We start from the raw sequence: 24,069 nt of genomic DNA on the forward strand, positions 1-24,069 counted from the left end.
CAGACGCGATGAGATGGAGGAAACGGATGGCGGCGGCGCTGGCCGCCGTTGCGCTGCTGTACGGACTGTTCGCCGTGAACGCAAGCGCGGACCTGAACTGGTATTTCTGGACGAACGGCAACGGAAACGTAAACGCCGTGAACGGACCGGACGGCCAATATTCCGTCGACTGGAGCGGGAACGCGCTGTTCATCGCGGGCAAAGGCTGGCAGATTGGATCGCCGGGCCGGGTCATCCATTATACTGCAAGCGATTTTCAGACGGACGGCAGCGCATTTCTGTTGGTGTACGGATGGATGAGAAATCCGCTCGTCGAATACCGCGTCGTCGAAAACTGGGGGAATTGGCGGCCCGTCACTGCCGATTACCGGGGATCCGTCTACATCGACGGGGCCTGGTACGATCTGTATCACGCCTTGCGGTTCAATGCGCCGTCTCCCGAAGGCACGCAGACGTTCCAGCAAAACTGGAGCGTTCGCCAGACGAAGCGGCCGATCGGTTCGAGATCCACGGTTACGCTCGAAGCGCATGTGAAGGCGTGGGAAGACGCCGGCATGCCCTTGGGGAACAACTGGTTGCACCAGATTCTGGCCGTCGAAGGGGGCAGCGCCGCGGGACAGGCGAGCGTCACCGTGTGGTAATGCCGTCCATTTTCAGCTCATCTTAAGCTTTCCTTCAGCTTCCATTCAGGGTGGTCTTTCATAATTTGTGCCGGTAACACCTGGATGGAAAGGATGGGCATTGCCGGTGAAGCGAAAATGGCGGTACATCGCCGTCGGGGCGGCGCTCGTTGCGGCCATTGCGGCGGGAAGATGGCTGTGGCTGCAGCAGCGGGAAGAACCGGTCCGCGGATTGGCGGCGCAGACGATGGCCGCCGTCCAGAGAGGCACGCTGACGGCTTCCGTATCGGGAACCGGAAGCATCGAACCGGTGGAGCGGAAAACCGTTGCGGCGGCGTCTGCGGGCACCGTCGCCGAAGGTTGAACGGGGTGTCGCTGACGGTCGGTTACGGCGAATTCGTCGCCATCATCGGGCCTTCGGGTTCCGGCAAGTCGACGCTCATGAACATCCTGGGCTGTCTGGACACCCCCACCTCGGGCAAGTATTGGCTGGAAGGGGAGGAAGTGAGCCGTCTGCCGGAGAACCGGCTGGCGGAAATCCGCAACCGGAAGATCGGGTTTATTTTTCAGAACTTCAATCTGCTGCCGAAGCTCACCGCGCTTGAAAATGTAGAGCTGCCCCTGATCTACCGGGGCATGAGAGGCGCCGAACGGCGGGAGCGGGCGCTGGAGGCGCTGCGCAAAGTCGGGCTGGCGGACCGGACGCGCCACCGCCCGTCCGAACTGTCGGGCGGCCAGCAGCAGCGCGTGGCGATCGCGCGGGCGCTGGCCGGAAATCCGCCCGTCCTCCTCGGCGACGAGCCGACGGGAGCGCTCGATTCGAAGACGAGCGGCGAAGTGATGGAGCTGATGCGGGAGCTGAACCGGGAAGGGCATACGATCATTCTCATCACCCATAACATGGACGTGGCCGACCAGGCGAAGCGCGTCGTGCGGATCGCCGACGGGATGCTGGAAGAGGAGGACGGAGCGGCATGCATTTCGGCCAGGGACTGAAGATGGCGTTCAAAAGCATCCTCGGCAACAAGCTGCGCTCGGTCCTCACCATGCTCGGCGTCATCATCGGCGTCGGCTCCGTCATCGCCCTGGTCGGGATCGGACAGGGCGCGAGAAGGCAGATCGAGGAGCAGGTGCAGAGTCTCGGCACGAATCTGCTGACGGTCAATATTCTCGGCCGGGGTGTCACCTCGACGCTGGCTTACGAAGAGGCGGTGCAATTCGCCGGGATCGAAGGCGTGGAATACGCGGCGCCGTATAACAGCAACAACGCGACGCTGAAATACGGGACGGCCGGCGCCGGCGTGAACGTGGTCGGCACGAACGCGGATTATTTTCCCCTGCGCGGTTACGAGCTCGCCGCGGGGCGGTTCATCACGCAGATCGATCTGGACTTCCATCAGAAGGTCGCGGTTCTGGGGTCGGCGACGGCCGAGGAACTGTTCGGTTCCGAAAATCCCGTGGGCGCATATGTGCGGATCAACGGGGTGCGGTACAAGGTCGTCGGGCTGCTCGCGGAGAAAGGGAGCTCCGCGCTTGGGTCAAATGACGAACTGGCCGTTATCCCGCTCACAACGGCGGAGCGGATGTTCCGGAGCAAAGGCGTGCGGAGCGTCTACATCCAGGCGGAGTCGATGGATGCGCTGGATGCGGTTCAGGCGGAAGTGGAGGCGAGGCTGGCGAAAATTTTCCGCAATGGCGACGACGCCTACCGCGTGTTCAATCAGGCGGACATGCTGGAAACCGCGGCGTCCGTCTCCGGCACGCTCTCCCTCGCCCTTGGGGGAATCGCGGGCATCTCGCTGCTCGTCGGCGGCATCGGCATCATGAACATCATGCTCGTGTCGGTGACGGAGCGGACGCGGGAGATCGGCATCCGCAAGGCGATCGGCGCGAAGAAGCGGGACATTCTGATGCAATTTCTGATCGAGTCGGTGACGATCAGCGCCCTGGGCGGCCTGCTCGGCGTCGGACTGGGGCTTGCCGCCGGCCGGGCGGTATCGTCGCTCGTCAAGATCGACGTCGTCCATTCCGTGGACATGATCGCGCTGTCCATGGGATTTTCCATCCTGATCGGCGTCGTGTTCGGCATGTACCCGGCCAACAAGGCGGCGAACCTGAAGCCGATCGACGCGTTGCGGTTTGAGTAGGCGGGGCCTGCCAGATTGTCAACCGGATTGACGTTGTTCGCCAGAAATGGTAATATGAGAACACACATTCGTGTCGGTGGTGTTGTTCTTGAGCAACGTCGATGCAAGGCTGGACCGGATCGAAGGGCTGCTAGGTGATCTCATTTATACGGTTGGCTTGTTGAAGAGTCAATTTGAAGATGAGAAAGAGGCGAATGAGAAGCGGTTCGAGCAGCTGAAAAGTCAAATGAATGATCGATTTGAGCAGATCGACAGACGATTTGAAAAGATCGACAGACGATTCGAACAGATCGACAGACGATTCGAACAGATCGACAGACGATTCGAACAGATCGACGTACGATTCGGGCAGCTTGAACAACGGATCGATCGAATGGAATCGCGCATGGATCGCCGCCTTGACGATATTATGCTGGAATTGGGCAAGAACAAGCAGGAACATGAATATATGGCTTCCCGTCTCTTCCGCGCCGAAATGGAACTGGATCAGTTGAAGAAACAGATGGCCGGTGTGAAGGACGAATAGCAGCCGGCAAGACAGCCGCTCCATGAAGGTGTAACCGCCTTCGGGGAGCGGTTTCTATTTTCTCATTGATCAGCCAGGAAAAATAGTGATATATATTCAAATAAATACATATGCACAGCTTGTGGTGGTGCACGATGAAAAGAATGACTGCAATGATGGCCGTATTCTTGACCCTGTCCATGGTTTGCGCAACGGCTGCAAATGCTCATTCCGGCAGACTGGACGCCAATGGCGGACATAATTGTTCCGCGAAATCCAAAGCGAAAGGGTTATGCAAACGGGTACCACTATCATCGAGGCGGATCGGACACTTCCGGCTCTGCAACATCAACGGGCACGACAAGCAGCAAGTCGGCAAGCAGCAAGACCACAAGCGGCACGAAAAGTGCTGAAAGCCAATCAAGAAAAGCTCCGAAATTCCGGGAATCCTCCATTTCGCTGTACATCGACGATCAAAAAGCGGAGTTGAATCCGAAACCTCTCATCATCAATGACAGCAACTATCTTCCGCTCAGAGCCGTGGCTGAATTGCTTCATGCCGACGTAACCTGGGATTCGAATACGCAATCCGTAACGATTGTGAACAAAGAGATAAGTGTTGTCTTGCAGGTCGGGAACAACACCGCTGTCAATATCCCGGCGCTCGTCCGCGCCTTCATCGCGGAGGCGGGATTCGAAGAGCCGGACGGCCTGATCTCGCAGGAAGCGATGAACCTGATCGGCAACTTCCCGTTCCTCGGCGGCAATGTCCGGGAGTTGAAGCAGGTGGTCCGCGAGGCGCTGATCCGCAGCGGCGGCCAGATCATCCGCATCGCGCATCTGCGATTCGGCAGTGTGCGGCAGCCGGGCGCCCGGCCGAAGGTCGCGCTGGCGCTCGGCAGCGGCGCGGCCCGGGGCGCGGCGCATGTCGGCGTCATCAAAGTACTGGAGAAGGCCGGCATTCCGATCGACATGATCACCGGCACGAGCGCCATGTCGTTCAAGGAATCCGCAATCTGCATTCAGGCGGGGGAGAAGGCCGCGCGCGAGTCGCTGGCCGCCATTGCGCGCAGGCTGGAAGAACTGGACACCAGAAAGGAGATTCGTCCATGACCGATCAAGGCAAGACATTGTCACCCGCGGAGCGCGACGCGCTGCTTGCGACGCTGAAAGCGCGCTTTGAGAAGTTCGCCGGCCGCCATGAAGGCATCGCCTGGGCCGATGTGCAGGCCCGGCTGGAGGCTGCCGATCCCGGGAAGCTGTGGTCGCTCCATGAAATGGAACGGACCGGCGGCGAACCGGACGTCGTGGGACGGGACCCGGAGACGGGCGAGATGCTGTTCGTCGACTGTTCGGCCGAAAGCCCGAAGGGACGCCGCAGCGTCTGCTACGACCAGGAGGCGCTGGAATCGAGGAAAGAGCACAAGCCGGCGGACAGCGCGGTTGGCATGGCCGCCGCGATGGGCATCGAGCTGCTGACGGAAGCGCAATACCGGTCGCTGCAGCAGCTCGGGGAGTTCGACAAGAAGACGTCGAGCTGGATCAAGACGCCCGAGAAGATCCGCAGGCTCGGCGGCGCGCTGTTCTGCGACCGCCGCTATGATACGGTGTTCGTCTATCACAACGGCGCCGAATCCTACTATGCCGCGAGAGGCTTCCGCGGAATGCTCAGAATTTAGTTGGAGGGGACGGGAACAACGGTGTAGATGAGAATGGAGATGCGCGCGGGATGCGGTCTCCATTTTTTTTTATGAAAAGACTTTAACGTTGACGGATCCGCCGTTACAATATCGCTAATTGGACTTGCAAGGGGGAGGACATCGTGGACAGACAGATGGCGGTAACGTTGTCGTTCCGGCAGGGCGTGGCGGATTGCGTTCCGACGCTGCTGGGATATTTGTCGATCGGTTTTGCGGCCGGGGTGATCGAGGCGACGGCGGGCATGAGCCTGCTGGAGATCGGGCTGCTGTCGCTGTTTCTGTACGCCGGGTCGGCGCAGTTCATCACGGCGGGCATGGTGATGGCGGGGGCGCCGGTCGCGTCCATCGTGGTGACCGTTTTCTTCGTCAACCTGCGCCATTTGCTGATGAGCGCGGCGATCGCGCCGAAGTTCGCCGCTTATTCGCCGCTGAGGAATCTGTTGATCGGGGCGCAGCTTACCGACGAAACGTTCGGGGTGGCCGCAGGGAAGCTGACCGGCGGCGAGCGCCACGCGGACAGGTGGATGTTCGGGCTCAACGTGACGGCCCATGCCAACTGGATCGCCGCCAATCTGCTCGGCGCGCTGCTCGGCGGGTGGATCGCGGATCCGGAGCGATACGGGCTGCACTATGCGCTGCCGGCCATGTTCATCGGCCTGGCGGCCATGATCGTATTGCAGCGCAAGCAATACAAGCGCGACCTGCTCGTGATCGCTTGCGCCGTCGGCGGTTTCGCGCTGGCCTTCATCTGGCTGCCGGGCTATATGGCCGTCATGGCGGCGGCGGTGCTGGCCGCGATTGTGGGGGCGGTGACCGAGCGATGAGCGTCAGCCGCGAATTTCTGTGGATGCTGATCGGAACGGCGGTCGTGACGTTCATTCCGCGCACGCTGCCGCTCGTCCTGATCAGCAGACTGAAGCTGCCGGGTTATGTGATGAAATTTCTGAAGCATGTGCCGCTTGCCGTCATGACGGCGCTGGTGGCGCAGGCCGTGCTGACCGAGGGCGAGGCGTGGATCTCGCCGGATAATCTCGAGTGGGCGGCGTTCATCCCGACGCTGGCCGTCGCGCTGCTTACCCGCAGCCTGCTGCTGACGGTGGTCACGGGCGTCGTCTGCGCCGCGCTGCTGGCCTGGCTTCCAATTTAATTTAATAGCAAGGCGGAACGAACGGTCCCTTGCCCGATACGACGCCCGGCGGCGTGTCGTAAATGTAAGGCGGCGCCGGAGGCAGATGCGGTGCGGGCGCAAGCGGTCTCGGATTCGCAACATAGTTGAACCGGCCGCAGCATTCCACGGGTAGCCGACGCTGTCGGTCGGCGCGGCGCCCAGCCCCGTCACGATGGCATGCTGGGGGTTCATGCCGCCGAGCACTTCCTGCAGCTTCTTGGCGAACAGCGGATCGGGCCTTTCCGGTTTCGCCTGATACTGCAGCTCCTTCACGTGATAGAACATGTCAACCTCACTCCCGGAACAATTGGGTGTTCATCCTGCGACAGAGGCAACCTGACCATGGCTGCCCGCTTACGGCTGAGCGAAGATTTTGACCAGCTTGATGAGCAGCGCCTTGAGCGTCTCGAATTCGTCTTCCGTCATGCCCTGCTTCACCCGCTCCTCCACGACGACGGCGAAATGCTGCGTTTCCTCGGCCAGCTTTTTCCCCGCATCCGTCAGGAAGATCTGCTTGGACCGGCCGTCTTCCGGGCTGCTCCGGCGCACGATCAGCCCGCGGCTTTCCAGTCCGTTCATCAGGCTGGTGACGCTCGGCCGCTCGATCATCAGAATCTGTTCCAACTGCGAAGGCGTGATGCCGGGAAAATGGAGGATGACGCCGAGGGCGCTCCATTGCGTATGCGTAAGGCCGACGGGGCGCAGCATCCGCTCGACCTCCCGGCGCAGCGTGATGTAGCCCGTCTTCACGAGCCGGCCGATCGGCCCTTGATCCCAATGCCATTCCGAGTGCGGCATGTCCGATCCTCCGTGCGGTAAATATAATTAGAATTCTAATTATAGAATACCCGATATGCGGCGATTGTCAACCGGAATGAATGACAGGCAGATCTATAGCTTATAATACGGTGAGTGGAAGTCTGAACTTGGAAATGGAGGAATATACAGACGTATAGCAGGGCAGAGAACGCGGGCAGGACGGCAAGGCGCGCACGCCGGACGGCGCATTTTTGCCGAAGATCTTGCCCAAGAGCGGTGCCGGAAGGGAAGTGCTGCCGGATTTGTATGCTTTCCTGAGCCGGATTGTGAACCTCTCTCCGCTTTTCCCGAACGGGCCGGTCGATCTGGGCAGCAGCGTCCTGCCGCTTCCCGAAGACGGCAGCATCCCGCACTTGCCGGGCTGGCGCTGGCTTCGCCGGCGGATATGAAGTCGCCCGCGTCCGGCGGCTGTCGGCGTTCGATCCGGCCCGGCCGTCAACCCGCGAATTCCGCAATCAACCGGTTGAACTCTTCCCGTTCTTCCCAGAACAGACCGTGGCCGCTGTACGGGAACGGCACGAGCCGGGACTGCGGGATGCGCGCATGCTGCTCCTGCGCCATCGCGAACGGCACCACCTGGTCGTGGATGCCGTGCATGATCAGCGTGGGCACGTGGATCGCGGCCAGATCGTTGGCCAGATTCGTGTCCCGGAGCAGCCGGATCATCGCCGCCGTCGACCAGCCCGCCGCCTGCAGCCCCAGGCTGATGAACCATTCCCTGAACGGCTCGGTCGCATAGCGGAAGAAGAAGCTGTCCGCCACATGCCGGATCAGGTTCGGCCGGTCGCCGCTGTTTACGGCCAGATACCGGTCCGCCGTCTCCGGCGTGAAGGAGGTCGGCGCGGCCGCGGCAATCAGGACGAGCTTCGACACGCCGTGCCCCTGGTGCCGGGCCATGTAGCGGATCGAGATCGCGCCGCCTGCCGAATGGCCCGCCAGCACGACGTTCTGCAATTGCTTCTGCTCGAACACCGCGCGGAGGTCGTCCCCCAGGCGGTCGAAGTCGTATCCGGTGTACGGTTTGTCCGAATTGCCGAAGCCGCGCCAGTCGATGCCGATGACGCGGAATCCCAAGGCGGGCAGCACATCGAACTGATATTCGAACTGCTTGTGGTTCAGCGGCCAGCCGTGGATGAACACGATCGTCTTGCCGCTTCCGGGGTTCAGATTTCGACGTACAATTTCACTCCCGGTTCCACGGTTATATATTCGCCCATCTTCCATTCCTCCCGACCCAAAAGTCACCATCACTTCAGCATACTCGCCGGGAGAGGGAAACATGCCCGAATGTCAGAACGGTTTCGCCACCATCAGATAGAGCACGGCGACGGGCAGCAGAACGGCGGCCGTTCCGAACACGTACCAGTTCACGAGCGCCCGCGAGTAGGCGCGCGGCAAGGTGCCGGTGCCGAGCGCCTCCGCGCTGAGCCGGATCATGCTCCGCTGCAGGGGCAGCAGCACGGCCAGCCAGATCAAGCCGGTCAGGCCGAAGAGCAGGAGGGACAGGGTCAGCCAGTTGAACGCCCCGCCATAGCCCGACCGCTCCGCCATCGCCGCGCCCGAGCCGACGATCAGCAGAATGCCGGGCAGCGTAAAGGCGAGGTCGGCCTTCATGACGGTTTTCGCCGAGAAATGAATGACTTCCGCGCTTCCCGTCCGCTGCGCGTGCCAGTGCCAGAACGCCGCGGTCACAATGTTGCCCGTCAGCAGAACGGCGCCGGCAATGTGCAGGAACAACAGCAAAGTCATCCGACTTCACCTCCTTATGAATGCCCCTCAAGGTTCCGGCTGCAGCCAGCGTTCGATGAGCCGCTTGAAATCCTCCGCGTCAAAAGCGTTGCCGCCGGCGCCGGAGAGCAGCATCCCCCGCACGCGCAGGCCGAGCGAGAGAAGGACGAACAGCTCGGCCGACTTGTCCGCGTCCACGGACGCCGGAATGACGCCGGCCTCCTGGCCGGACGCGATCCACTGCTTCGACAGGCGCAGCGTCTGCTCGTAGAATTGCCGGAGCGCGCCGCGCACTTCGGGGCGGCTGATTCGTCCGAGCAGATGGACGAACACCCGGTTGCCCGCGTCATCGGGATTTTCCAGTTCCGGCAGGCTGTCGGCGATGCTGCGGAACGGAGCCGCGAACGACTTCTCCCGCTCCTTCGCCGCGTTGAACCGGCGATTCGTCTCCTCCGCCCGTTCTTCCAGAATCCGGATCAGCAGCTCATCCTTGCTCTTGACGTGGTGGAAAATGCCCCCCTTGGACAGCCCGGCCCGCTCCATGATGTCGTTCAGCGTCAGATGGTCGCACCCTTTTTCCAGGATGAGCGACCGGGTGGCCTCCAGCAGCCGCTCCCTGGTCTGTTCCCGTTTCGTTTCCCGTTTCAATGGCCGCGGTCTCCTTTCCGGACGATGTCAGCGTAATCGGTTTGGCGTTATTTTATCAAACCGACCGTCGGTCTGTAAATAACGATAATGAAGGCCCCGATCAACCATCGGGGCCTTGGTTTGCGGCTTGATCAGAACGCCGGCACGACCGCGCCTTCGTACGTTTCCTCGATGAACTGCTTCACTTCGGCCGAGTTGAGCGCGGCCGCCAGTTTCCGGATCGCTTCATCGTCCTTGTTGTCCGGGCGCGATACGAGAATGTTGACGTACGGCGAGTCGCTTTCCTCGATGAACAACGCGTCGCGGGTCGGCACCAGACCGGCTTCGAGGGCGTAGTTGGTGTTAATGACGGCCACATCGACGTCGGGCAGCACGCGGGGAAGCGTGGCCGCTTCCAGCTCGACGATCTCGAGTTTCTTCGGATTGTCCGCGATATCCTGAACCGTCGCCAGGATGCCGACGCCGTCCTTCAGCGTGATCAGGTTGTGCTTCGCCAGCAGCGCCAGGGCGCGTCCGCCGTTGGTCGCGTCGTTCGGAATGGCGACTTTCGCGCCGTCCTTCAGCTCTTCGATGGCGGAAATCTTGCTCGAATAAGCCCCGATCGGCTCGATGTGCACGCCGGTGACTTTCACGAGGTCATAGCCTTTCTCCGCGTTGAACTCGTCGAGATACGGCACGTGCTGGAAGAAGTTCGCGTCGAGCTGCTTCTCGTACACCTGCACGTTCGGCTGCACGTAATCGTTGAACACGATGACTTCGAGATTGACGCCTTCCGCCGCCAGCTTCTCCTTTACGAACTCGAGAATTTTGGCGTGCGGTTCGGGCGTGGCGCCGACCTTGATCGTCACCGGTTCGGCGGCCTGCGACTCGTCAGCTGCGGATGCCTGGTTGTCGCCGGACGCGTTGGCCGCCGTATTGTCGGGGCCGCCTGCGCCGACATTCGCCTCCGCATCGGCGCCTCCGTTTCCGCCCGAGCCGCCGCCGCAGGCGGACAGCATCACCAATAATGCAATGATCAGCATGAGACCGAAAGCTTTCTTCATGTTCTCTTCACTCCCTGACTTTCTTTATCTATTGGTTCCTGGACAGCCGCTGAACGAGCCGGTCGCCGAACGACTGCAGCAGCTGCACCAGGATGACCAGCAGCACGACGGTCACCAGCATGACGTCGGGCCGGAACCGCTGGTAGCCGTAGCGGATGGCCAGGTCCCCCAGGCCGCCGCCGCCGATGACGCCGGACATGGCCGTGTAGGAGACGAGGTTGACGGCGGTCACCGTCACGCCCGCAATCAGCCCGGTGCGCGCCTCCCGGAGCAGCACGCGCCAGATGATGAGCAGGCGCGGCGTGCCCATCGCTTCGGCGGCTTCGATCACCCCGCGGTCGACTTCCCGCAGCGCGATCTCGGTCATCCGCGCGAAGAACGGCGCGGCCGCGATCACGAGCGGGGGAATGGCCCCCTTCATTCCGATCGACGTGCCGACGAGCCAGCGGGTAATCGGCATGACATAGATCATCATGATGACGAACGGCACCGACCGGGTGACGTTGACGATCAACGACAGCAGCCGGTTCACCCAGATCTGCTGCCAGAACTGGCCGGGAGAGGTGAGGAAGACCAGCACCCCGATCACCAGGCCGATCGGCACGGACAGCGCGAGCGATGCGCCGAGCATGACGAGCGTCTCGCGCGCCGCTTGCCAGATGATCGGCCACGGAATTTCGTCATAGGACATCGGGTGTTTCCACCTCCCATCCCTGCTCCCGCAGCCTGCTGATCACCGACGCCGTCTCGCCGGACGGACCGGTCAGCCGGATCGTCATCCGGCCGTAGGGGACGTCGCGGATGCGGGACACGGTGCCGTGCAGGATGACGAATTGAACGGACGTGCCGCGCACGGCCTCGGACAGCGCCGGCTTGCCCGCGCTGTCGCCGGAATAGAGCACCCGGATGATCGTTCCGCCCGCATCGCTGCCGGATGCGTCCCCGCCGTCCGGATCTTCCGTCTGCCGCAGCAGCTCGCGCGTTGCCGGATGCCCGGGCCTGAGCAGCAGATCCGCCGTCCGGCCCGACTCCACGATTTGTCCCCGTTGCATGACCGCAACCCGGTCGCAGATCGCGCGGACGACTTCGATCTCGTGGGTGACGAGCAGGATGGTGACGCCCAGCTTGCGGTTGATGTCCTGCAGCAGCGCCAGGACGGAGCGGGTCGTCTCCTGGTCGAGCGCCGAAGTCGCCTCGTCGCAGAGCAGCACGTCGGGCCTGCCGGCCAGCGCCCGCGCGATGCCGATGCGCTGTTTCTGCCCGCCCGACAGCTGGGCCGGATACTTGTCCGCATGGGCGCTCATGCCGACCATCTCGAGCAGCTCGTCCGCCCGGCGCCGGATTTCCTGCCGGGACAGCCCTTCCAGGCGGAGCGGAAACGCGACGTTATCGCGGGCGGTAAGCGTCGAGAGCAGGTTGAAATGCTGGAAGATCATGCCGATCTTTCGCCGCTGCGCCTGCAGCTCGCGCGTGTTCAGCCGGGTGAGCTCGACGCCCCCGACGGTGACGCTGCCCGAATCCGGCCTCGCCAGCAGGTTGACGCATCGGAGCAGCGTGCTTTTGCCGGCGCCGGATTGTCCGATGATGCCGAAGATCTCCCCCTTTGTCACTTCCATGGAAACATGATCGATCACGGTGACCGCATGTTTCCCGGAGCCGTAGGATTTGCACAGGTTGTCCAAAATGATCAGACCGACCCCTCCCGGTAACCGCACAGATGAAATGTTGTTTATCTTATTGGATTAGTCGGATATAGATAAAAGTATATTGACCTTCAAGTACTTGTCAATGCCCATTTGATGAAAAAACGGGAACCCGAGGATGCCTGTCCGGGGTTCCCGTTCGTTCATCTTGAGCCATGCCCGCTGTACTTGATCGCATCCGGCCCGTCCGCCCGTCTTCAGCGATGCTGCTCGTACCGATTGGCCCGGGTGACGGCGCGGATGGCGGCGAGCTCCTCTTCGGCGAGCGGCGGAGCGGACGCCGCCGACAGGTTGAGCCGGAGCTGCTCCAGGCTGCTTGCGCCCGGAATGACCGTCGCCACCGCCGGATCGGCGAGCGCGTAGCGGATGGCCGTCTGCACCAGCGTGCGGCCGTTCCCGCAAAGTTCCAGCAGGCGGCGCCGCACTTCCGGCAGCTCCTCCCGGCTGTAATCGAGGTAGTCCCGCTCCGCCTTCGCCGCGCCGCCCTCCGTCAGAATGCCGCCGGCCAGCGGTCCGCGCGCGATCAGGCTGATGCCGCGCCCTTCGATCAGCCGCAGCGTCTCCTCCTCGGGCCGCCGGTCGAGCATGCTGTACTGGCTCATGAGGCTGACGATGTTCGAGCGGCGCGCGTATTCACGGATCACGTTCGGCCGGATGGACGAGATGCCGTAATGCCGGATCAGCCCTTCCCGTTTCAGCTCCTCGAACGCCTCGATCGACTCGTCGATCGGATCGTCGATCGTGCCGCCGTGCAGCTGGTACAGGTCGATATAGTCCGTTCCGAGCCGGCGCAGGCTGTCGCGGACCGCCTGCTTGATATACGCCTTCGACGGATCCCAGACCCAGCCTTCGCGGCCGGGAATGCGGCGGTTGCCGACCTTCGTCGCCACGATCACCTCGCTTCGCCGGCCCCGGATTGCCAGTCCGACGAGTTCCTCGTTCCGCCCCGCATCGTACAGATCGGCGGTGTCGAGGAAGTTGACGCCGGCATCCAGCGCTTCATGGATGATCCGGACGGCGCGGGCTTCCTCCGTTCCCAGCGACATGCAGCCGAGCCCGATCTCGCTCACGAACAGCTCCGATTGTCCAAGCCGGTTCTTTTTCATCCCCAATCAGCGACCTCCCGAAAGGTAATTGTCCTTCCTCCATCATACACGGTGTTGCGGACAACCGGAACCCGGACGAACGAGACCGGCTGCGCGCGTTTGTCCGATCTGGAGGAACAAGCCGTCGGGATATCGAATCCTTTGGAAGACGATTTCCGGGGCAAGGGGAGATGGCGTTAAATGAAACCTTCCGTCATGGTGTTGGGCGTCTATCACATGAACGACCGCGAACTCGAGCCGGAGCGGCAGGCGGAGATTCGCGATGTCGTCGACCGGCTCGTCCGGTTCAGGCCGACGAAGATCGCCGTGGAAGTTCCCGTGAAGCAAGGGGATCTGCTTCAGCGCGATTACCGGGATTATGTTGCGGGTTCCCTGGACATCACGTCCGTCGGCGTCCTCGCCTCGGGCTTCCGGACGTCCAACGAGGTGTGCCAGCTCGCGTTCCGGCTGGCGGAGAGAAGCGGCCATTCGCAGATTCACGCCATCGACTGGATGGAAAACATCGGGCAGCGAGGCGTGGGGGACGTGATCGATTGGGCGGCGGCGAACCAGCCCGATCTGCACAAGGCGATGATGGAAGACGTCGAGCGCCTGAACCGGCATGACCACGCGCACAAGACTTTCGTCCAAATCCTGAAAGATTTGAACGATCCGGCGTTCAATCTGTTCGATCATCAAATTTACATCCGTTACTTCGCCCGGATCGGCGCGCGGACGGATTACGTCGGAATCGACTGGATGCGCTGGTGGTACCAGCGGAACCTGATCATGTATTCGAACATCGCGAAACTTGCGGAAGGCCCGGAAGACCGGATTCTCGCGATGCACGGCTGCTCGCACAATCATCTGATCCTGCAGTTTCTGCGGGAGAGCGGGCTGTTTGAACTTGAATCGCCATTGAAGTATTTGGAATCAGATGCCTAAGGTGCCGACCCATCGGAAGATCCCGGACGGAACGATCGATGCGATCGCCTCGGGACGGATGCGTACGGCCGTCGGCCTGCCGGAGCCGCGGGACCGCCGTACGGGCTGCTGACGGACTATGAACTTTAATCTTAAGAAATTCTTCAACTTTACCCGTGTCGTTTCGCAAGAATTGCTTTCTATAATGGATGACGTAATCGGCCGATTACAGGGGGAGGAAAAGGGGCAGACATGAGCGCACACACCGTGCTCGTCGTCGACGACGACAAAGAAATCCGCGAGGCGACCGGCATCTATCTCCGCAACGAGGGACTGAACGTGCTGGAAGCCGAAGACGGCCTCGCGGCGCTCGAGCTGCTTGAGCAACATGAAGTCCATCTCATCATTCTGGACGTGATGATGCCGCGGCTCGACGGGCTCGGCGCGACGTTTCGGATACGAGAGAAAAAGAACATTCCGATCCTGATGCTGAGCGCGAAGAACGAGGACGCGGACAAAGTGCTCGGCCTGCAGGTCGGCGCCGACGACTACGTGACGAAGCCGTTCAGTCCGCTCGAGTTGATCGCGCGGGTGAAGTCGCAGTTTCGGCGGTACATGACGCTCGGCATGTACGAGGGCGGCGGCCGCGTCATCCAGTTGAACGGCCTTGCCCTCGATCCGGACGCGAAGGAAGTCCGGCTGAACGGCGAGCCGGTGCGGCTGACGCCGATCGAGTACGGCATCGTGGAATTGCTCATGACGCATGCGGGGCGCGTGTTCTCCATCAATGAGATTTACGAGCGCGTATGGAAGGAGCCCGGCTTCCGCCCGGAAAACACAGTGGCCGTCCACATCCGGAAAATTCGGGAGAAAATCGAGATCGATCCGAAAAATCCGCGCTATCTGAAGGTGGTATGGGGACTTGGGTACAAGATGGAGAAATAGGCTGGCGGCCATAGCGGCGGTGCTCTTTTTGACCATCGGCGTGAACGGGGTGCTGGCCGGGCTGACCGACATCGGCAGGTACGCCGGCAAGAGCTTCATTGAAGCGAGCGGCATCGACCGGGATCTGGGGTGGTTCATCCAGCTCCTGTCATTCTACGAGCTTGCGCCGATCACGTTCGAGGAAGTGAAACGGCATATCAGGATCAGCCGGGATGACATTGAGTGGTATAAACGCGCATATGACGAAGCGCGGCAGATGAGCGACGAGGAAATCCGTCGGGCGATCACGGCAGAGAGGGAAGAAAATCTGCGCAGGTATCTTGAAGAAGAGCTGGACATCTACCGTTCCGAATTCAACCGGCTTCGGGAACGGTACGCTTTCTATCTCGTCGAGACGGGGACAGGCCAGATCCATACCAATCTGGAACGGGAATTGGAAGCCTATGGAGACGAGTCGAAGGCGGCGGAAGACATGCTCTTCGTGCTCCGCTATCCCGACCGGGTGGATGGCCGGTTGTCGATCTATCAATTGCCGGATTTTATGCCTGTCGTCAGGGAGGATTTGGCCCGGGCGGCGGATGCCCGCCCGACGAAGCAGTTCGCGGGATGGATCGGCGTGCCGAAGTCGGATGCCTTCATGGTGCAATTCAGGGAATACCGCCAGCATCAGGGGTACACCTTCAGCATGCTCGGGGTTGGCGCAATTCTCCTGACGCTGCTGATCGCTGCCGGGAACCGGCTGACGCCGTCTGGCATCGGCCTGGCGGGCGGAGCGCTGTCCGGCGTGCAGACGGTCTGGCGGAACATTCCGCTTGACCTCCGGCTGGTCCTGCTGCTGCTGACGGGATTCGCGGCGTACCAACTGCACCGGGAGGCGATTCTGCCCTATGACCGTCTGTTTGCGAGCGATGTGCCGCTGCTCGTCTGGGAGACCGTCTATAAGCTGGCGGTGCTGACGGCCGTGACGGCGGTCGTCGCCGTACAGCTCCGGTTCGCGTACCGCTCGCTGAAGGAGCCGGAACCGCTTGGCACCGCATGGCGGAAGTCGCTCGTGATGCGGCTGTACGGCGTCATCCGCGACGCTTTCCTGAGCCTGCGGGTCGGCGTGCAAGCGGTGCTGTTGTTCATTGTGGTTTTCGGCCTGGGGTTCGGATTGTACGGCGCCCTGACGATTTCGCCATACGAACCGGTGATGCCGTGGGTGCTGCCGTGGGTGCTGCCGATTGCGGCAGTCACCGCAGTGGTCCTGTTTTACGTGCTGCGTCAGGCCGGAAACCTGAACCGGCTGCTTGCCGCCGCGCGGGAATACGCGGCCGGCCGGACCGTGGGCGATGTTCCGGTGAAGGGCCGGTCGGTCATGGCGGAGCTGGCGGGCCATTGGAACCGGATGCGGCAGAGTGCCGAGGCGTCGCGCGCGAATGAAGCGAAGAGCGAGCGGCTCAAGACGGAACTGATCACGAACGTCAGCCACGATCTGCGCACGCCGCTTACGTCGGTCATCTCGTATGTCGAGCTGCTGAAAAATCCCGACCTCCCGGAGGAAGAGCGGGCATCGTATATCTCGATCATCGACCAGAAGAGCAAGCGGCTGAAGGCGCTGATCGACGATCTGTTCGAAGCGACCAAAATGGCGAGCGGCAGCGTGGAGCTGAACCGGGAGCGGGTCGATCTGGTTCAACTGATCGAGCAGGCGCTGGCCGAGTCCGGGGCGAAGGACGGGGCGGCGGGCATCGAGTTCCGTGTCAAGCTGCCGAAGTATCCGGTCATCGCCTTCGTCGACGGGCAGAAAATGTGGCGCGTCTTCGACAATCTCATCTCGAACATCATCCGCTATTCGCTGGAAGGCACCCGGGCCTACATCGCGCTCGAACGCGCGGACGGCAAGGCGGAGATCGCGTTCAAGAACGTCGCGAAATACGAACTCGGCGACAACGTCGACGAGCTGCTCGAACGGTTCAAGCGGGGAGATGCTTCGCGGCATACCGAAGGCTCGGGGCTGGGTCTCGCGATCGCGAAGTCGATCGTCGATCTGCACGGCGGGACGTTCGCGTTGGAAGTGGACGGCGATCTGTTCAAAGTGAAGGTGCTGCTGCCGGAGGCGTGAGGACGGGGTGCGGCGGCTGGCATTGAAAAAGGGACAGGCTTGTGCGGCCGGATGAGTCCGGCGATCCGCCTGTCCCTTTTTTTTTACGCGTACGGATCGATCGTCACGATCGTGCCGTCCGGGTTGTAGTGCAGCTCCGTATATTTGACGCAGCGCAGATGGTTGACGCCGCCGGAGAGCGAAGCGTCGTGGTAGAACAGATACCATTTGCCCCGGAACTCGACGATCGAATGGTGCGTCGTCCAGCCGATGACCGGCGTCAGGATGACGCCCTTGTACGTGAACGGCCCGTACGGGTTGTCGCCGATGGCGTAGACGAGCTTGTGCGTCGTGCCCGTCGAGTACGACAGATAATACTTGCCGTTGTATTTGTGCATCCACGGCCCTTCGAAATAGCGCCGGTCCTCGTCGCCCGCCTTGATCGGCTCGCCGTTCTCGTCCAGAATCTGCACCTCGCGCGGCGTCTCCGCGAACGTCAGCATGTCGCCGCTCAGCCGGGCGACGCGCGGTCCGAGCGCGGGCGCGTCCGGCGCAGGCTCTTTGCCTTCGGGATTAAAGGTTCCCGTCTGCCATTTCTCGAGCTGGCCGCCCCACAGGCCGCCGAAATACATGTACGCTTCGCCGTCGTCGTCGACCAGCACGGCCGGGTCGATGCTGAAGCTGCCGGGAATGTAGTTCGGCTCGGGCTTGAACGGGCCCGCCGGCTTGTCGCTCACCGCGACGCCGATCCGGAAATTCCCCTCGAGGTCGCGCGCGGGGAAGTAGAGGTAGTATTTGCCGTTCTTGAACGCCGCGTCCGGCGCCCACATCTGTTTGCTGGCCCACGGGACGTCGCGCACATGCAGCGCCTCGCCGTGGTCGATGACCGGCGAGTTCAGATCGTCCATGGACAGCACATGGTAGTCTTCCATCTGGTATTGGTCGCCGTTGTCGTTCGTCGGCCCGTCATGCTCGAGGTCGTGGGACGGATATATGTACAGCTTGCCCTCGAAAACATGCGCCGAAGGATCCGCCGTGTAAATATGTCTGACGAGTGGCTCTTTCGGTTGCGGAATGTTCGACATGATGATCCCCTTTCGGTCCAGACATTGGCTCTTCTTGTCCATTATAGCAGGTTGAACCGCTTTCACAAGGGATTGAATTTTAGGTTTTCCCCGCCAAATTAAAGGTTTTCGGAGCGGACCGGACGCCAAATTGACATCCGGATTCCGAAATTGGTTGAATCGGAATATGCGATATGCGAGGAGGCGGGCCGAACATGATGCTCGACCGCGTCAGCACCGGCATCAGGGGAATCGACGACGTCGTCGACGGGCTGAGGCTCGGCGACAACGTCGTGTGGCAAGTCGACGAGATCGGGCAATACGGGAGACTGGCCGCGCGGTTCGCCGGGCAGGCGAAGCGGGACGGACGGAAACTGATCTACGTCCGTTTCGGCAGCCACGAGCCGCTGTTTGCGCCGGATTCGGACACCGTCATCATCGAGCTCAGGGCGGACCGGGGATTCGAGCGCTTCGCCGCGTCCGTCCACCGGCTGATCGAGAAGGAAGGCCGGCGGGCGTTCTATGTGTTCGACTGCCTGACCGATCTGCTCGCCGACTGGCATTCCGACCTGATGATCGGCAACTTCTTCCGCGTCACCTGCCCCTGCCTGTATGAACTCGAAACCGTGGCCTACTTCGCCATCATCCGAAATGCCCATACGTTCGCGACGATCGCGGGCATCCGCGAGACGACGCAGCTGCTGATCGACGTGTACCGGGTCGGCGGCAGCGACTACATCCATCCGCTGAAAGCGTGGAACCGCTACACCCCCGTCATGTTCTTCCCGCATCGGATCGACGGAGACGAAGCCGTCAGCATCACCTCGAGCGCCGAGGCGGCCGAGCTGTTCGCCGCGGTCGCGCGCGGCGAGGACCGGCTCGACTACTGGAACGTCATGTTCGCGCAGGCGAAGGAGGCGCTGGATGCGCCTGCCGGTCAGCAGGAGCGGGTCAAGATGCGGCTGCTCAAGATGCTCGCCGGCCGCGAAGCGCGCCTGCTGAAGCTGTGCGGCCGCTACTTTGCGCTCGCGGACGTCCTCCGGGTCGCGGAGCGCCAGATCGGCAGCGGCTTCATCGGCGGCAAGAGCGTCGGCATGCTGCTCGCCCGGCGCATTCTGGAGGCGGCGGGAGGAGACCGGTTCGCGCCGCGGCTGGAGCCGCACGATTCCTGGTACATCGGCTCGGACGTGTTCTATACGTACATCGTTCACAACGGCTGGTGGAAGCTGTTCATGCGGCAGAAGACGAAGGAAGGCTATTTCCGCTGCGCGGCCGAGCTCCGGGAGAAACTGCTGACGGGCCGGTTCCCCGACAACATCCGCGAGCGGTTCATGCGGATGCTCGAGCATTACGGCCAGTCCCCGATCATCGTCCGCTCCAGCTCGCTCCTGGAAGACCAGTACGGGAACGCGTTCGCCGGCAAATACGAGAGCGTCTTCTGCGTCAACCGGGGGACGCCGGAAGAGCGGTATGAAGCGTTCGAGCAGGCGGTGCGGACCGTCTACGCCAGCGCGATGAACGAGGACGCGCTTGTGTATCGGCAAATCCGCGGGCTGGCGGGCGAGGACGAGCAGATGGCGCTGCTCGTGCAGCGGGTGTCCGGCGACGAGCACGGGGACGGCTATTTCCCGCATGCGGCGGGCGTCGGCCATTCGACGAACCTGTACGTGTGGGAGGAAGGCATCGACATGAACGCGGGCATGCTACGGCTCGTGTTCGGGCTCGGGACGCGGGCGGTCGACCGGACCGAAGGCGACTACGCGCGGATCGTCTGCCTGGATAACCCGAAGCGCCAGCCGCCGATGCATGCCGGCGACCGGCGCAAATACATGCAGCATGAAGTCGACCTGCTGTCGTTCCGGGAGGGCGCGCTGGTCTCGCGGGATGCGGACGTCGTGCTCGCGGGCGGCATCAAGGCCGACCGATCGCTCATCGCCGCGCCGGATGACGAAGCGGCCGCGCGCATGCGCGAGCTCGGGCTGACGGACCGGCCGGCGCCGTATATCGTCGATTTCCGCGGGCTGCTGGAGCGGACCGATTTTCCGTCGTTCATGCGGGAGATGCTGGCGCAGCTCGCCGCCGTGTACGAGTACCCCGTCGACATCGAGTTCACGGTCAACTTCACGCCGGACGGAGCGTACCGCGTCAACCTGCTGCAATGCCGGCCGCTGCAGACGCGCGGCCTCGGGCGGCCGGTCGAACTGCCCGAACCGTCGGACGATTGTTTCTTCGCGTCCCGCGGCGGCTTCATGGGCGGCAACGTCCGGCTGCCGATCGACCATGTCGTCTTCGTGCGGCCGGACCGCTATCTCGCGCTGCCCGAGCAGGGCAAATACGCGGTCGCCCGGCTGATCGGCCGGATCAACAAGGCGCTGAAGGGCAGGCAGACGATGCTGATCGGGCCGGGACGGTGGGGGACGACGACGCCGTCGCTCGGCGTGCCGGTTCATTTTGCGGAGCTGTGCCACATGACGGTGCTTTGCGAAGTGGCGCCTGAGGAATCCGGCATCGCGCCCGAGCTGTCGTACGGCAGCCATTTCTTCCACGATCTTGTGGAAGCGGGCATCTTCTATACGGCGCTGATGCCGGGCGAGCCGGACGTCATCTGGCATCCGGAGCGCGTGCTGGCGCAGCCCAGCATGCTGATCGAACTGGTGCCGGACGCGGCGCCGCTCGAAGGGCACGGACGGACGGGATGGAGATTTTTGCGGACATCGGGTCGCAGCGGGTGGTGTGCAGGTAGAATCTTGTAATAATCAAGACTCCCGCTACACCTTGGATTGTCTTTCGCGTACAATTTGTATAAAATCTGACAAGTTAATCAACCAGCATCTTTGTCGTGGTTTATAGGTTTCATGTAATGGCTGTGGCAAGACCAATTGAAGATTACTTGCCTGCATCTCATCTGTCTGATTTTCACTGATGCCTGGTTCGAGGGTAAGAAGATGCTTGGATTTGATTCGATCAGCTTCGGCCAGTACTTGTCTCCATCTGTCTTTACAAGTGGATTTGACACCAAGCATGGTCAAACGCTCGGATGGAAAAGCTGGGTCATGATAATGATCGGCTCCCGGAAAAAGAAAATCCGGTCTGGATTTATTTTCTGTTATTGCTGTGCGTGAATAAGTAATCTCGTGTATTTTGAATATTTCTTCAAGATGGTTTTCCAAAGCATAGCCAACTCGTGACTTTCTACGGTTATGGACACTTAGTGAAAATTGAAGGAAACCATCTACGTCGATTGAATCATTATCGCGAAAACCATGTTCCAGTTTTTTGGAGATTATATGACGTTCAAGGCGTTTGAACAATTTCTCTTCATGTTCCATCCATTTCAATAGTGCAAAGTCCGGGGCATCTACAGGCGAAATTCCGGGTAACGTTTTACGGGCAAGTTTTGAAAATTCAGACGTAGTCGGGAACTGGCCAGAGATTATATATGGCTCAAGTATAGAATCAAGAAAATCAGCATCAGGCTCTTCAATTTCGATACCGAGTTCTTCAAGAATGTAACGAACAGCATAATCGATCTCCGGATTATGCCCATTTTCTATGGACTGAAAATTGAAACTGAATCCGATTTGATCTTCGATACCGAATAACCATAGTAATTGATTTTCAAGTGTACTGTCTGCCCTGACTACAATAATGACAAATTCATCACGGGGCTTTTTTGCGACAATCAGGAGATCATTTTCCTTTGCCAAGTCCATTACATCGTTCCGGTTAAAGTACAACCGATACTCGGAACGGATTGGATGTTTTTCTCTTGCATCATACCAGGTGATTTTACCATCAGAAGAGATGCCCTCATTTTCACCGCCTAACCAGAGAAAACGGGCATTACATGATGTTCTGCGTTCATCACCAAACAAGCTGCGCAGGGGTTTGCTTCCGTTAAATTCATGTTGGTTTGACACAGAAGTATTGACTTCAACCGCGCTGAGTCTCTTGATAGCTATTCCCTCAAAGTACTGAGACAGGAATCCTTTTTGCATATTCAAGGTCCTCGCAATCTTATCTGACTAATATTGCCCACCTATCTCGATTGATGGGATATCAGATTTTATCCATTGGGCACATAATTCTATTACTTCTTCTCTATACAGCCTGTATTTTCCTTTCAAGGCACACTCCCAAACTATACCGATTCTCCAGCCCGATTGCTTGAGTCTGGAAAGATTGGATGCATCAACTTCCACGTTTCTTCTGACCTTTTCACGCCAGAATTCTTCACGGGTTGAAGGCCATTTGAACAAATGGCATTCATGACCATGCCAAAAACAGCCATGAGCAAAAATGACCGCCCGATAACGCGGGAACACCAGGTCTGGTGTTCCCGGTAACCGTCGGTCATGAAGGCGATAACGGAAGCCCAATCTGTGCAATCCTTGGCGTAAAATCATCTCCGGACGTGTGTTTTTTCCCTTGATTCCTGCCATCATTCGGCTTCTGATTTCCGGGGATACAATATCAGACATAAGCTACTTCCTTTTCAAACAAAACAAGTTGCTCTGGCTTGCCGGTAGCTGCAGGACGTCCACCGGTTCCCATAATATACTCAAGGTAAGGAAGCATATGCCTGGCTACTGCTTCTACTACCGGTACTGCAACAGAGTTGCCGAACTGTTTATATGCTTGTGTATCAGACACCGGAATTACAAATTTGCTTTCACCCGGCTTGTCGAATCCCATCAATCGTGCACATTCTCGAGGAGTCAATCTCCGCGGATTTTTGCCATCTTGCTTGATCAGGATTTCGGAACCGTCCTTGTAATAGCGAGCTGACAAGGTTCTGGCAACATCCTCGGGCCCGAACAATCCATACCCGAACCCGTTTCCTTTGGCACGATGCTTTTCAGCATAGTTTTGAAGATATTGCCACAGTCTGTCACTCAAAGTATATTTGCTTGCAACTGTTGCTGACGAACCTTCTGTATATGGTGGTTCCGGTACTTCGGTTCCGTCTTCAGGATGCAGTATTGATCGGAGTTTGGGACTTGTATCAGGAAGGATCAGGTCATCAAATGAGAAACCTGCATCTTCCCTGAATCCTGCAATAAAAATTCGTTCCCGGTGTTGGGGTACAAACGGTTTGGCATCTATTATCCGATAATCAACATGGTATCCGAGTTCCTCAACAAGTGTTCTCATAATAATTTTGAACGTTCTGCCCTTGTCATGACTGACGAGGTTTTTTACATTCTCAAGCAAGAATGCTTTGGGTCTATGACGTTCAAGCATATGCGCAACATCAAAAAACAACGTTCCTTGAGTATCACAGTGGAATCCATGTGGTCTGCCCAATGAATTCTTTTTGGATACACCGGCGATAGAAAATGGCTGGCAAGGGAATCCGGCAAGCAAAACATCGTATTCAGGCACACTGTCAAGATCAATCTCACGTATATCTCCATGAACCGGATGATCACAGTCAAAGTTTTCCTGATATGTTTTCCTGCATGCCTGATCCCATTCGCTGGTGAAAACACATTTTCCGCCAACGGATTCAAATGCCTTCCTCAATCCACCGATACCTGCAAACAAGTCAATAAATTTGAACTTGTATGGTCCGTTATGCTTGTTTCCGGAACGTGCTTCATATATGGCTTTCAATTCCTGGATAATTCTGTTGTCAGGAGTTGTTTCTCCATTTTCCCAGCGATAGACTGTTCTTTCGCTTTTACCAAAGAGACTTGCCACTTCCTTGACAGAATAGCCTGCCAACTCTCTTAAGTAACTGAACTCGGTATTTTTGGAAGTCTTCATGATAGTGGTAAGCCTCCCTGTCAAAAACATTCCCGGGGACGTTTTTGACAATAGAATACCACGATCGAACATATTTTCGCAATTGTAATTTTAGTATATTTTGAATTCAAAGTTCCGG

The 24,069-nt window shown here is 59.7% G+C and carries 25 protein-coding genes and 4 pseudogenes; 16 read left to right on the forward strand and 13 right to left on the reverse strand.

What is annotated here, in order from left to right:
• The first annotated feature begins 8 nt into the window (after positions 1–8).
• From THECO_RS03785 to THECO_RS03825, 11 genes and pseudogenes are all read left to right on the forward strand, one after another.
• Positions 9–641, forward strand: a complete 633-nt coding sequence (locus THECO_RS03785; protein WP_041853783.1) for a glycoside hydrolase family 11 protein — start codon at positions 9–11, stop codon at positions 639–641.
• 106 nt (positions 642–747) lie between these two features.
• The gene (locus tag THECO_RS22155; RefSeq protein ID WP_232427742.1) at positions 748–984 is read left to right on the forward strand and encodes a hypothetical protein; all 237 of its coding nucleotides are present in this window, start codon (positions 748–750) and stop codon (positions 982–984) included.
• On the forward strand, positions 981–1,616 hold the full coding sequence (locus THECO_RS03795; protein ID WP_015253744.1) for an ABC transporter ATP-binding protein: 636 nt from the start codon (positions 981–983) through the stop codon (positions 1,614–1,616). Before THECO_RS22155 ends, THECO_RS03795 begins: the two co-directional genes overlap by 4 nt.
• Positions 1,595–2,767 (forward strand): ABC transporter permease, encoded by a 1,173-nt coding sequence (locus tag THECO_RS03800; RefSeq protein ID WP_015253745.1) that lies wholly within the window; start codon positions 1,595–1,597, stop codon positions 2,765–2,767. The genes THECO_RS03795 and THECO_RS03800 overlap by 22 nt, the downstream gene beginning before the upstream one ends.
• A gap of 88 nt (positions 2,768–2,855) precedes the next feature.
• A complete protein-coding gene (locus THECO_RS21550; RefSeq protein WP_157373516.1) occupies positions 2,856–3,293 on the forward strand; it encodes a hypothetical protein in 438 nt (145 codons plus the stop codon).
• A 179-nt stretch (positions 3,294–3,472) separates the two neighbouring features.
• On the forward strand, positions 3,473–3,685 hold the full coding sequence (locus THECO_RS22160) for a YHYH domain-containing protein (protein WP_232427778.1): 213 nt from the start codon (positions 3,473–3,475) through the stop codon (positions 3,683–3,685).
• Positions 3,686–3,737: 52 nt separating this feature from the next.
• Positions 3,738–4,109, forward strand: a pseudogene (locus tag THECO_RS22800) (stalk domain-containing protein); the annotation flags it as partial.
• 18 nt (positions 4,110–4,127) lie between these two features.
• A pseudogene (locus THECO_RS22560) lies at positions 4,128–4,262 on the forward strand (patatin-like phospholipase family protein); the annotation flags it as partial.
• Between the two features lie 119 nt (positions 4,263–4,381).
• Positions 4,382–4,951 carry a DUF4256 domain-containing protein gene (locus THECO_RS03815; protein ID WP_015253748.1) on the forward strand — a complete coding sequence of 190 codons (570 nt, stop codon included), beginning with the start codon at positions 4,382–4,384 and terminating at the stop codon, positions 4,949–4,951.
• Between the two features lie 143 nt (positions 4,952–5,094).
• Entirely contained in the window at positions 5,095–5,796 is a 702-nt protein-coding gene (locus tag THECO_RS03820) for an AzlC family ABC transporter permease (protein WP_015253749.1), read from the forward strand.
• Positions 5,793–6,119, forward strand: coding sequence for an AzlD domain-containing protein (locus THECO_RS03825; RefSeq protein WP_015253750.1), 327 nt, complete (start codon positions 5,793–5,795; stop codon positions 6,117–6,119). Before THECO_RS03820 ends, THECO_RS03825 begins: the two co-directional genes overlap by 4 nt.
• A gap of 99 nt (positions 6,120–6,218) precedes the next feature.
• Here THECO_RS03825 and THECO_RS20965 read toward each other — a convergent pair.
• A pseudogene (locus tag THECO_RS20965) lies at positions 6,219–6,425 on the reverse strand (manganese catalase family protein); the annotation flags it as partial.
• A gap of 69 nt (positions 6,426–6,494) precedes the next feature.
• Positions 6,495–6,938 (reverse strand): MarR family winged helix-turn-helix transcriptional regulator, encoded by a 444-nt coding sequence (locus THECO_RS03830; RefSeq protein WP_015253751.1) that lies wholly within the window; start codon positions 6,936–6,938, stop codon positions 6,495–6,497.
• A gap of 212 nt (positions 6,939–7,150) precedes the next feature.
• Between THECO_RS03830 and THECO_RS22660 the strand changes: the two genes are divergently transcribed.
• The gene (locus THECO_RS22660; RefSeq protein ID WP_408646064.1) at positions 7,151–7,348 is read left to right on the forward strand and encodes a hypothetical protein; all 198 of its coding nucleotides are present in this window, start codon (positions 7,151–7,153) and stop codon (positions 7,346–7,348) included.
• Positions 7,349–7,394: 46 nt separating this feature from the next.
• Here the strand turns inward: THECO_RS22660 and THECO_RS03835 are convergent.
• The 7 genes and pseudogenes from THECO_RS03835 to THECO_RS03865 all read right to left on the reverse strand — a co-directional run bounded on the left by THECO_RS03835 (position 7,395) and on the right by THECO_RS03865 (position 13,187).
• A pseudogene (locus THECO_RS03835) lies at positions 7,395–8,176 on the reverse strand (alpha/beta fold hydrolase).
• 73 nt (positions 8,177–8,249) lie between these two features.
• On the reverse strand, positions 8,250–8,708 hold the full coding sequence (locus tag THECO_RS03840; RefSeq protein WP_015253753.1) for a DUF2269 family protein: 459 nt from the start codon (positions 8,706–8,708) through the stop codon (positions 8,250–8,252).
• A 27-nt stretch (positions 8,709–8,735) separates the two neighbouring features.
• Entirely contained in the window at positions 8,736–9,335 is a 600-nt protein-coding gene (locus THECO_RS03845; RefSeq protein ID WP_015253754.1) for a TetR/AcrR family transcriptional regulator, read from the reverse strand.
• Between the two features lie 131 nt (positions 9,336–9,466).
• Positions 9,467–10,378 (reverse strand): MetQ/NlpA family ABC transporter substrate-binding protein, encoded by a 912-nt coding sequence (locus tag THECO_RS03850; protein WP_015253755.1) that lies wholly within the window; start codon positions 10,376–10,378, stop codon positions 9,467–9,469.
• A 28-nt stretch (positions 10,379–10,406) separates the two neighbouring features.
• Positions 10,407–11,069 (reverse strand): methionine ABC transporter permease, encoded by a 663-nt coding sequence (locus THECO_RS03855; protein ID WP_015253756.1) that lies wholly within the window; start codon positions 11,067–11,069, stop codon positions 10,407–10,409.
• Positions 11,059–12,069: a methionine ABC transporter ATP-binding protein gene (locus THECO_RS03860; protein ID WP_041854138.1), complete on the reverse strand. Its 1,011-nt coding sequence runs from the start codon at positions 12,067–12,069 to the stop codon at positions 11,059–11,061. The genes THECO_RS03855 and THECO_RS03860 overlap by 11 nt, the downstream gene beginning before the upstream one ends.
• Before the next feature lie 209 nt (positions 12,070–12,278).
• The gene (locus THECO_RS03865; RefSeq protein WP_041853785.1) at positions 12,279–13,187 is read right to left on the reverse strand and encodes an aldo/keto reductase; all 909 of its coding nucleotides are present in this window, start codon (positions 13,185–13,187) and stop codon (positions 12,279–12,281) included.
• Between the two features lie 180 nt (positions 13,188–13,367).
• Between THECO_RS03865 and THECO_RS03870 the strand changes: the two genes are divergently transcribed.
• From THECO_RS03870 to THECO_RS03880, 3 genes are all read left to right on the forward strand, one after another.
• Positions 13,368–14,111: a DUF5694 domain-containing protein gene (locus THECO_RS03870; protein ID WP_015253759.1), complete on the forward strand. Its 744-nt coding sequence runs from the start codon at positions 13,368–13,370 to the stop codon at positions 14,109–14,111.
• A 231-nt stretch (positions 14,112–14,342) separates the two neighbouring features.
• Positions 14,343–15,035, forward strand: coding sequence for a response regulator transcription factor (locus tag THECO_RS03875; RefSeq protein WP_015253761.1), 693 nt, complete (start codon positions 14,343–14,345; stop codon positions 15,033–15,035).
• The gene (locus tag THECO_RS03880; RefSeq protein WP_015253762.1) at positions 15,013–17,139 is read left to right on the forward strand and encodes a sensor histidine kinase; all 2,127 of its coding nucleotides are present in this window, start codon (positions 15,013–15,015) and stop codon (positions 17,137–17,139) included. The genes THECO_RS03875 and THECO_RS03880 overlap by 23 nt, the downstream gene beginning before the upstream one ends.
• A gap of 83 nt (positions 17,140–17,222) precedes the next feature.
• Here the strand turns inward: THECO_RS03880 and THECO_RS03885 are convergent, their stop codons facing one another.
• Complete coding sequence (locus THECO_RS03885; protein WP_041854140.1) at positions 17,223–18,203, reverse strand: glycoside hydrolase family 43 protein; 981 nt, start codon at positions 18,201–18,203, stop codon at positions 17,223–17,225.
• Positions 18,204–18,397: 194 nt separating this feature from the next.
• Between THECO_RS03885 and THECO_RS03890 the strand changes: the two genes are divergently transcribed.
• A complete protein-coding gene (locus THECO_RS03890; protein ID WP_015253764.1) occupies positions 18,398–20,935 on the forward strand; it encodes a PEP/pyruvate-binding domain-containing protein in 2,538 nt (845 codons plus the stop codon).
• 15 nt (positions 20,936–20,950) lie between these two features.
• On the opposite strand, the gene THECO_RS03895 is transcribed toward THECO_RS03890, so the two are convergent.
• From THECO_RS03895 to dcm, 3 genes are read right to left on the reverse strand one after another with little or no spacing between them, the layout of a single operon-like run.
• Positions 20,951–22,180 (reverse strand): type II restriction endonuclease, encoded by a 1,230-nt coding sequence (locus tag THECO_RS03895; RefSeq protein ID WP_015253765.1) that lies wholly within the window; start codon positions 22,178–22,180, stop codon positions 20,951–20,953.
• 27 nt (positions 22,181–22,207) lie between these two features.
• Positions 22,208–22,663, reverse strand: coding sequence for a very short patch repair endonuclease (locus tag THECO_RS20970; RefSeq protein ID WP_083883071.1), 456 nt, complete (start codon positions 22,661–22,663; stop codon positions 22,208–22,210).
• Entirely contained in the window at positions 22,656–23,951 is a 1,296-nt protein-coding gene (gene dcm, locus THECO_RS20975; RefSeq protein ID WP_015253767.1) for a DNA (cytosine-5-)-methyltransferase, read from the reverse strand. Before dcm ends, THECO_RS20970 begins: the two co-directional genes overlap by 8 nt.
• Between the last annotated feature and the right edge of the window lie 118 nt (positions 23,952–24,069).

Source organism: Thermobacillus composti KWC4 (assembly GCF_000227705.2).
GTDB lineage: Bacteria > Bacillota > Bacilli > Paenibacillales > Paenibacillaceae > Thermobacillus > Thermobacillus xylanilyticus.

Bases quoted from the DNA above. Each gene is read 5' to 3' on its own strand.
- THECO_RS03890 (WP_015253764.1), top strand. From the start codon at position 18,398: ATGATGCTCGACCGCGTCAGCACCGGCATCAGGGGAATCGACGACGTC.
- THECO_RS03850 (WP_015253755.1), bottom strand. From the start codon at position 10,378: ATGAAGAAAGCTTTCGGTCTCATGCTGATCATTGCATTATTGGTGATG.
- THECO_RS22160 (WP_232427778.1), top strand. From the start codon at position 3,473: ATGGTTTGCGCAACGGCTGCAAATGCTCATTCCGGCAGACTGGACGCC.
- THECO_RS03855 (WP_015253756.1), bottom strand. From the start codon at position 11,069: ATGTCCTATGACGAAATTCCGTGGCCGATCATCTGGCAAGCGGCGCGC.
- THECO_RS20970 (WP_083883071.1), bottom strand. From the start codon at position 22,663: ATGTCTGATATTGTATCCCCGGAAATCAGAAGCCGAATGATGGCAGGA.
- THECO_RS03865 (WP_041853785.1), bottom strand. From the start codon at position 13,187: ATGAAAAAGAACCGGCTTGGACAATCGGAGCTGTTCGTGAGCGAGATC.
- THECO_RS03870 (WP_015253759.1), top strand. From the start codon at position 13,368: ATGAAACCTTCCGTCATGGTGTTGGGCGTCTATCACATGAACGACCGC.
- THECO_RS03825 (WP_015253750.1), top strand. From the start codon at position 5,793: ATGAGCGTCAGCCGCGAATTTCTGTGGATGCTGATCGGAACGGCGGTC.
- dcm (WP_015253767.1), bottom strand. From the start codon at position 23,951: ATGAAGACTTCCAAAAATACCGAGTTCAGTTACTTAAGAGAGTTGGCA.
- THECO_RS03885 (WP_041854140.1), bottom strand. From the start codon at position 18,203: ATGTCGAACATTCCGCAACCGAAAGAGCCACTCGTCAGACATATTTAC.
- THECO_RS03840 (WP_015253753.1), bottom strand. From the start codon at position 8,708: ATGACTTTGCTGTTGTTCCTGCACATTGCCGGCGCCGTTCTGCTGACG.
- THECO_RS03815 (WP_015253748.1), top strand. From the start codon at position 4,382: ATGACCGATCAAGGCAAGACATTGTCACCCGCGGAGCGCGACGCGCTG.
- THECO_RS03875 (WP_015253761.1), top strand. From the start codon at position 14,343: ATGAGCGCACACACCGTGCTCGTCGTCGACGACGACAAAGAAATCCGC.
- THECO_RS03785 (WP_041853783.1), top strand. From the start codon at position 9: ATGAGATGGAGGAAACGGATGGCGGCGGCGCTGGCCGCCGTTGCGCTG.
- THECO_RS03800 (WP_015253745.1), top strand. From the start codon at position 1,595: ATGCATTTCGGCCAGGGACTGAAGATGGCGTTCAAAAGCATCCTCGGC.
- THECO_RS03895 (WP_015253765.1), bottom strand. From the start codon at position 22,180: ATGCAAAAAGGATTCCTGTCTCAGTACTTTGAGGGAATAGCTATCAAG.
- THECO_RS03830 (WP_015253751.1), bottom strand. From the start codon at position 6,938: ATGCCGCACTCGGAATGGCATTGGGATCAAGGGCCGATCGGCCGGCTC.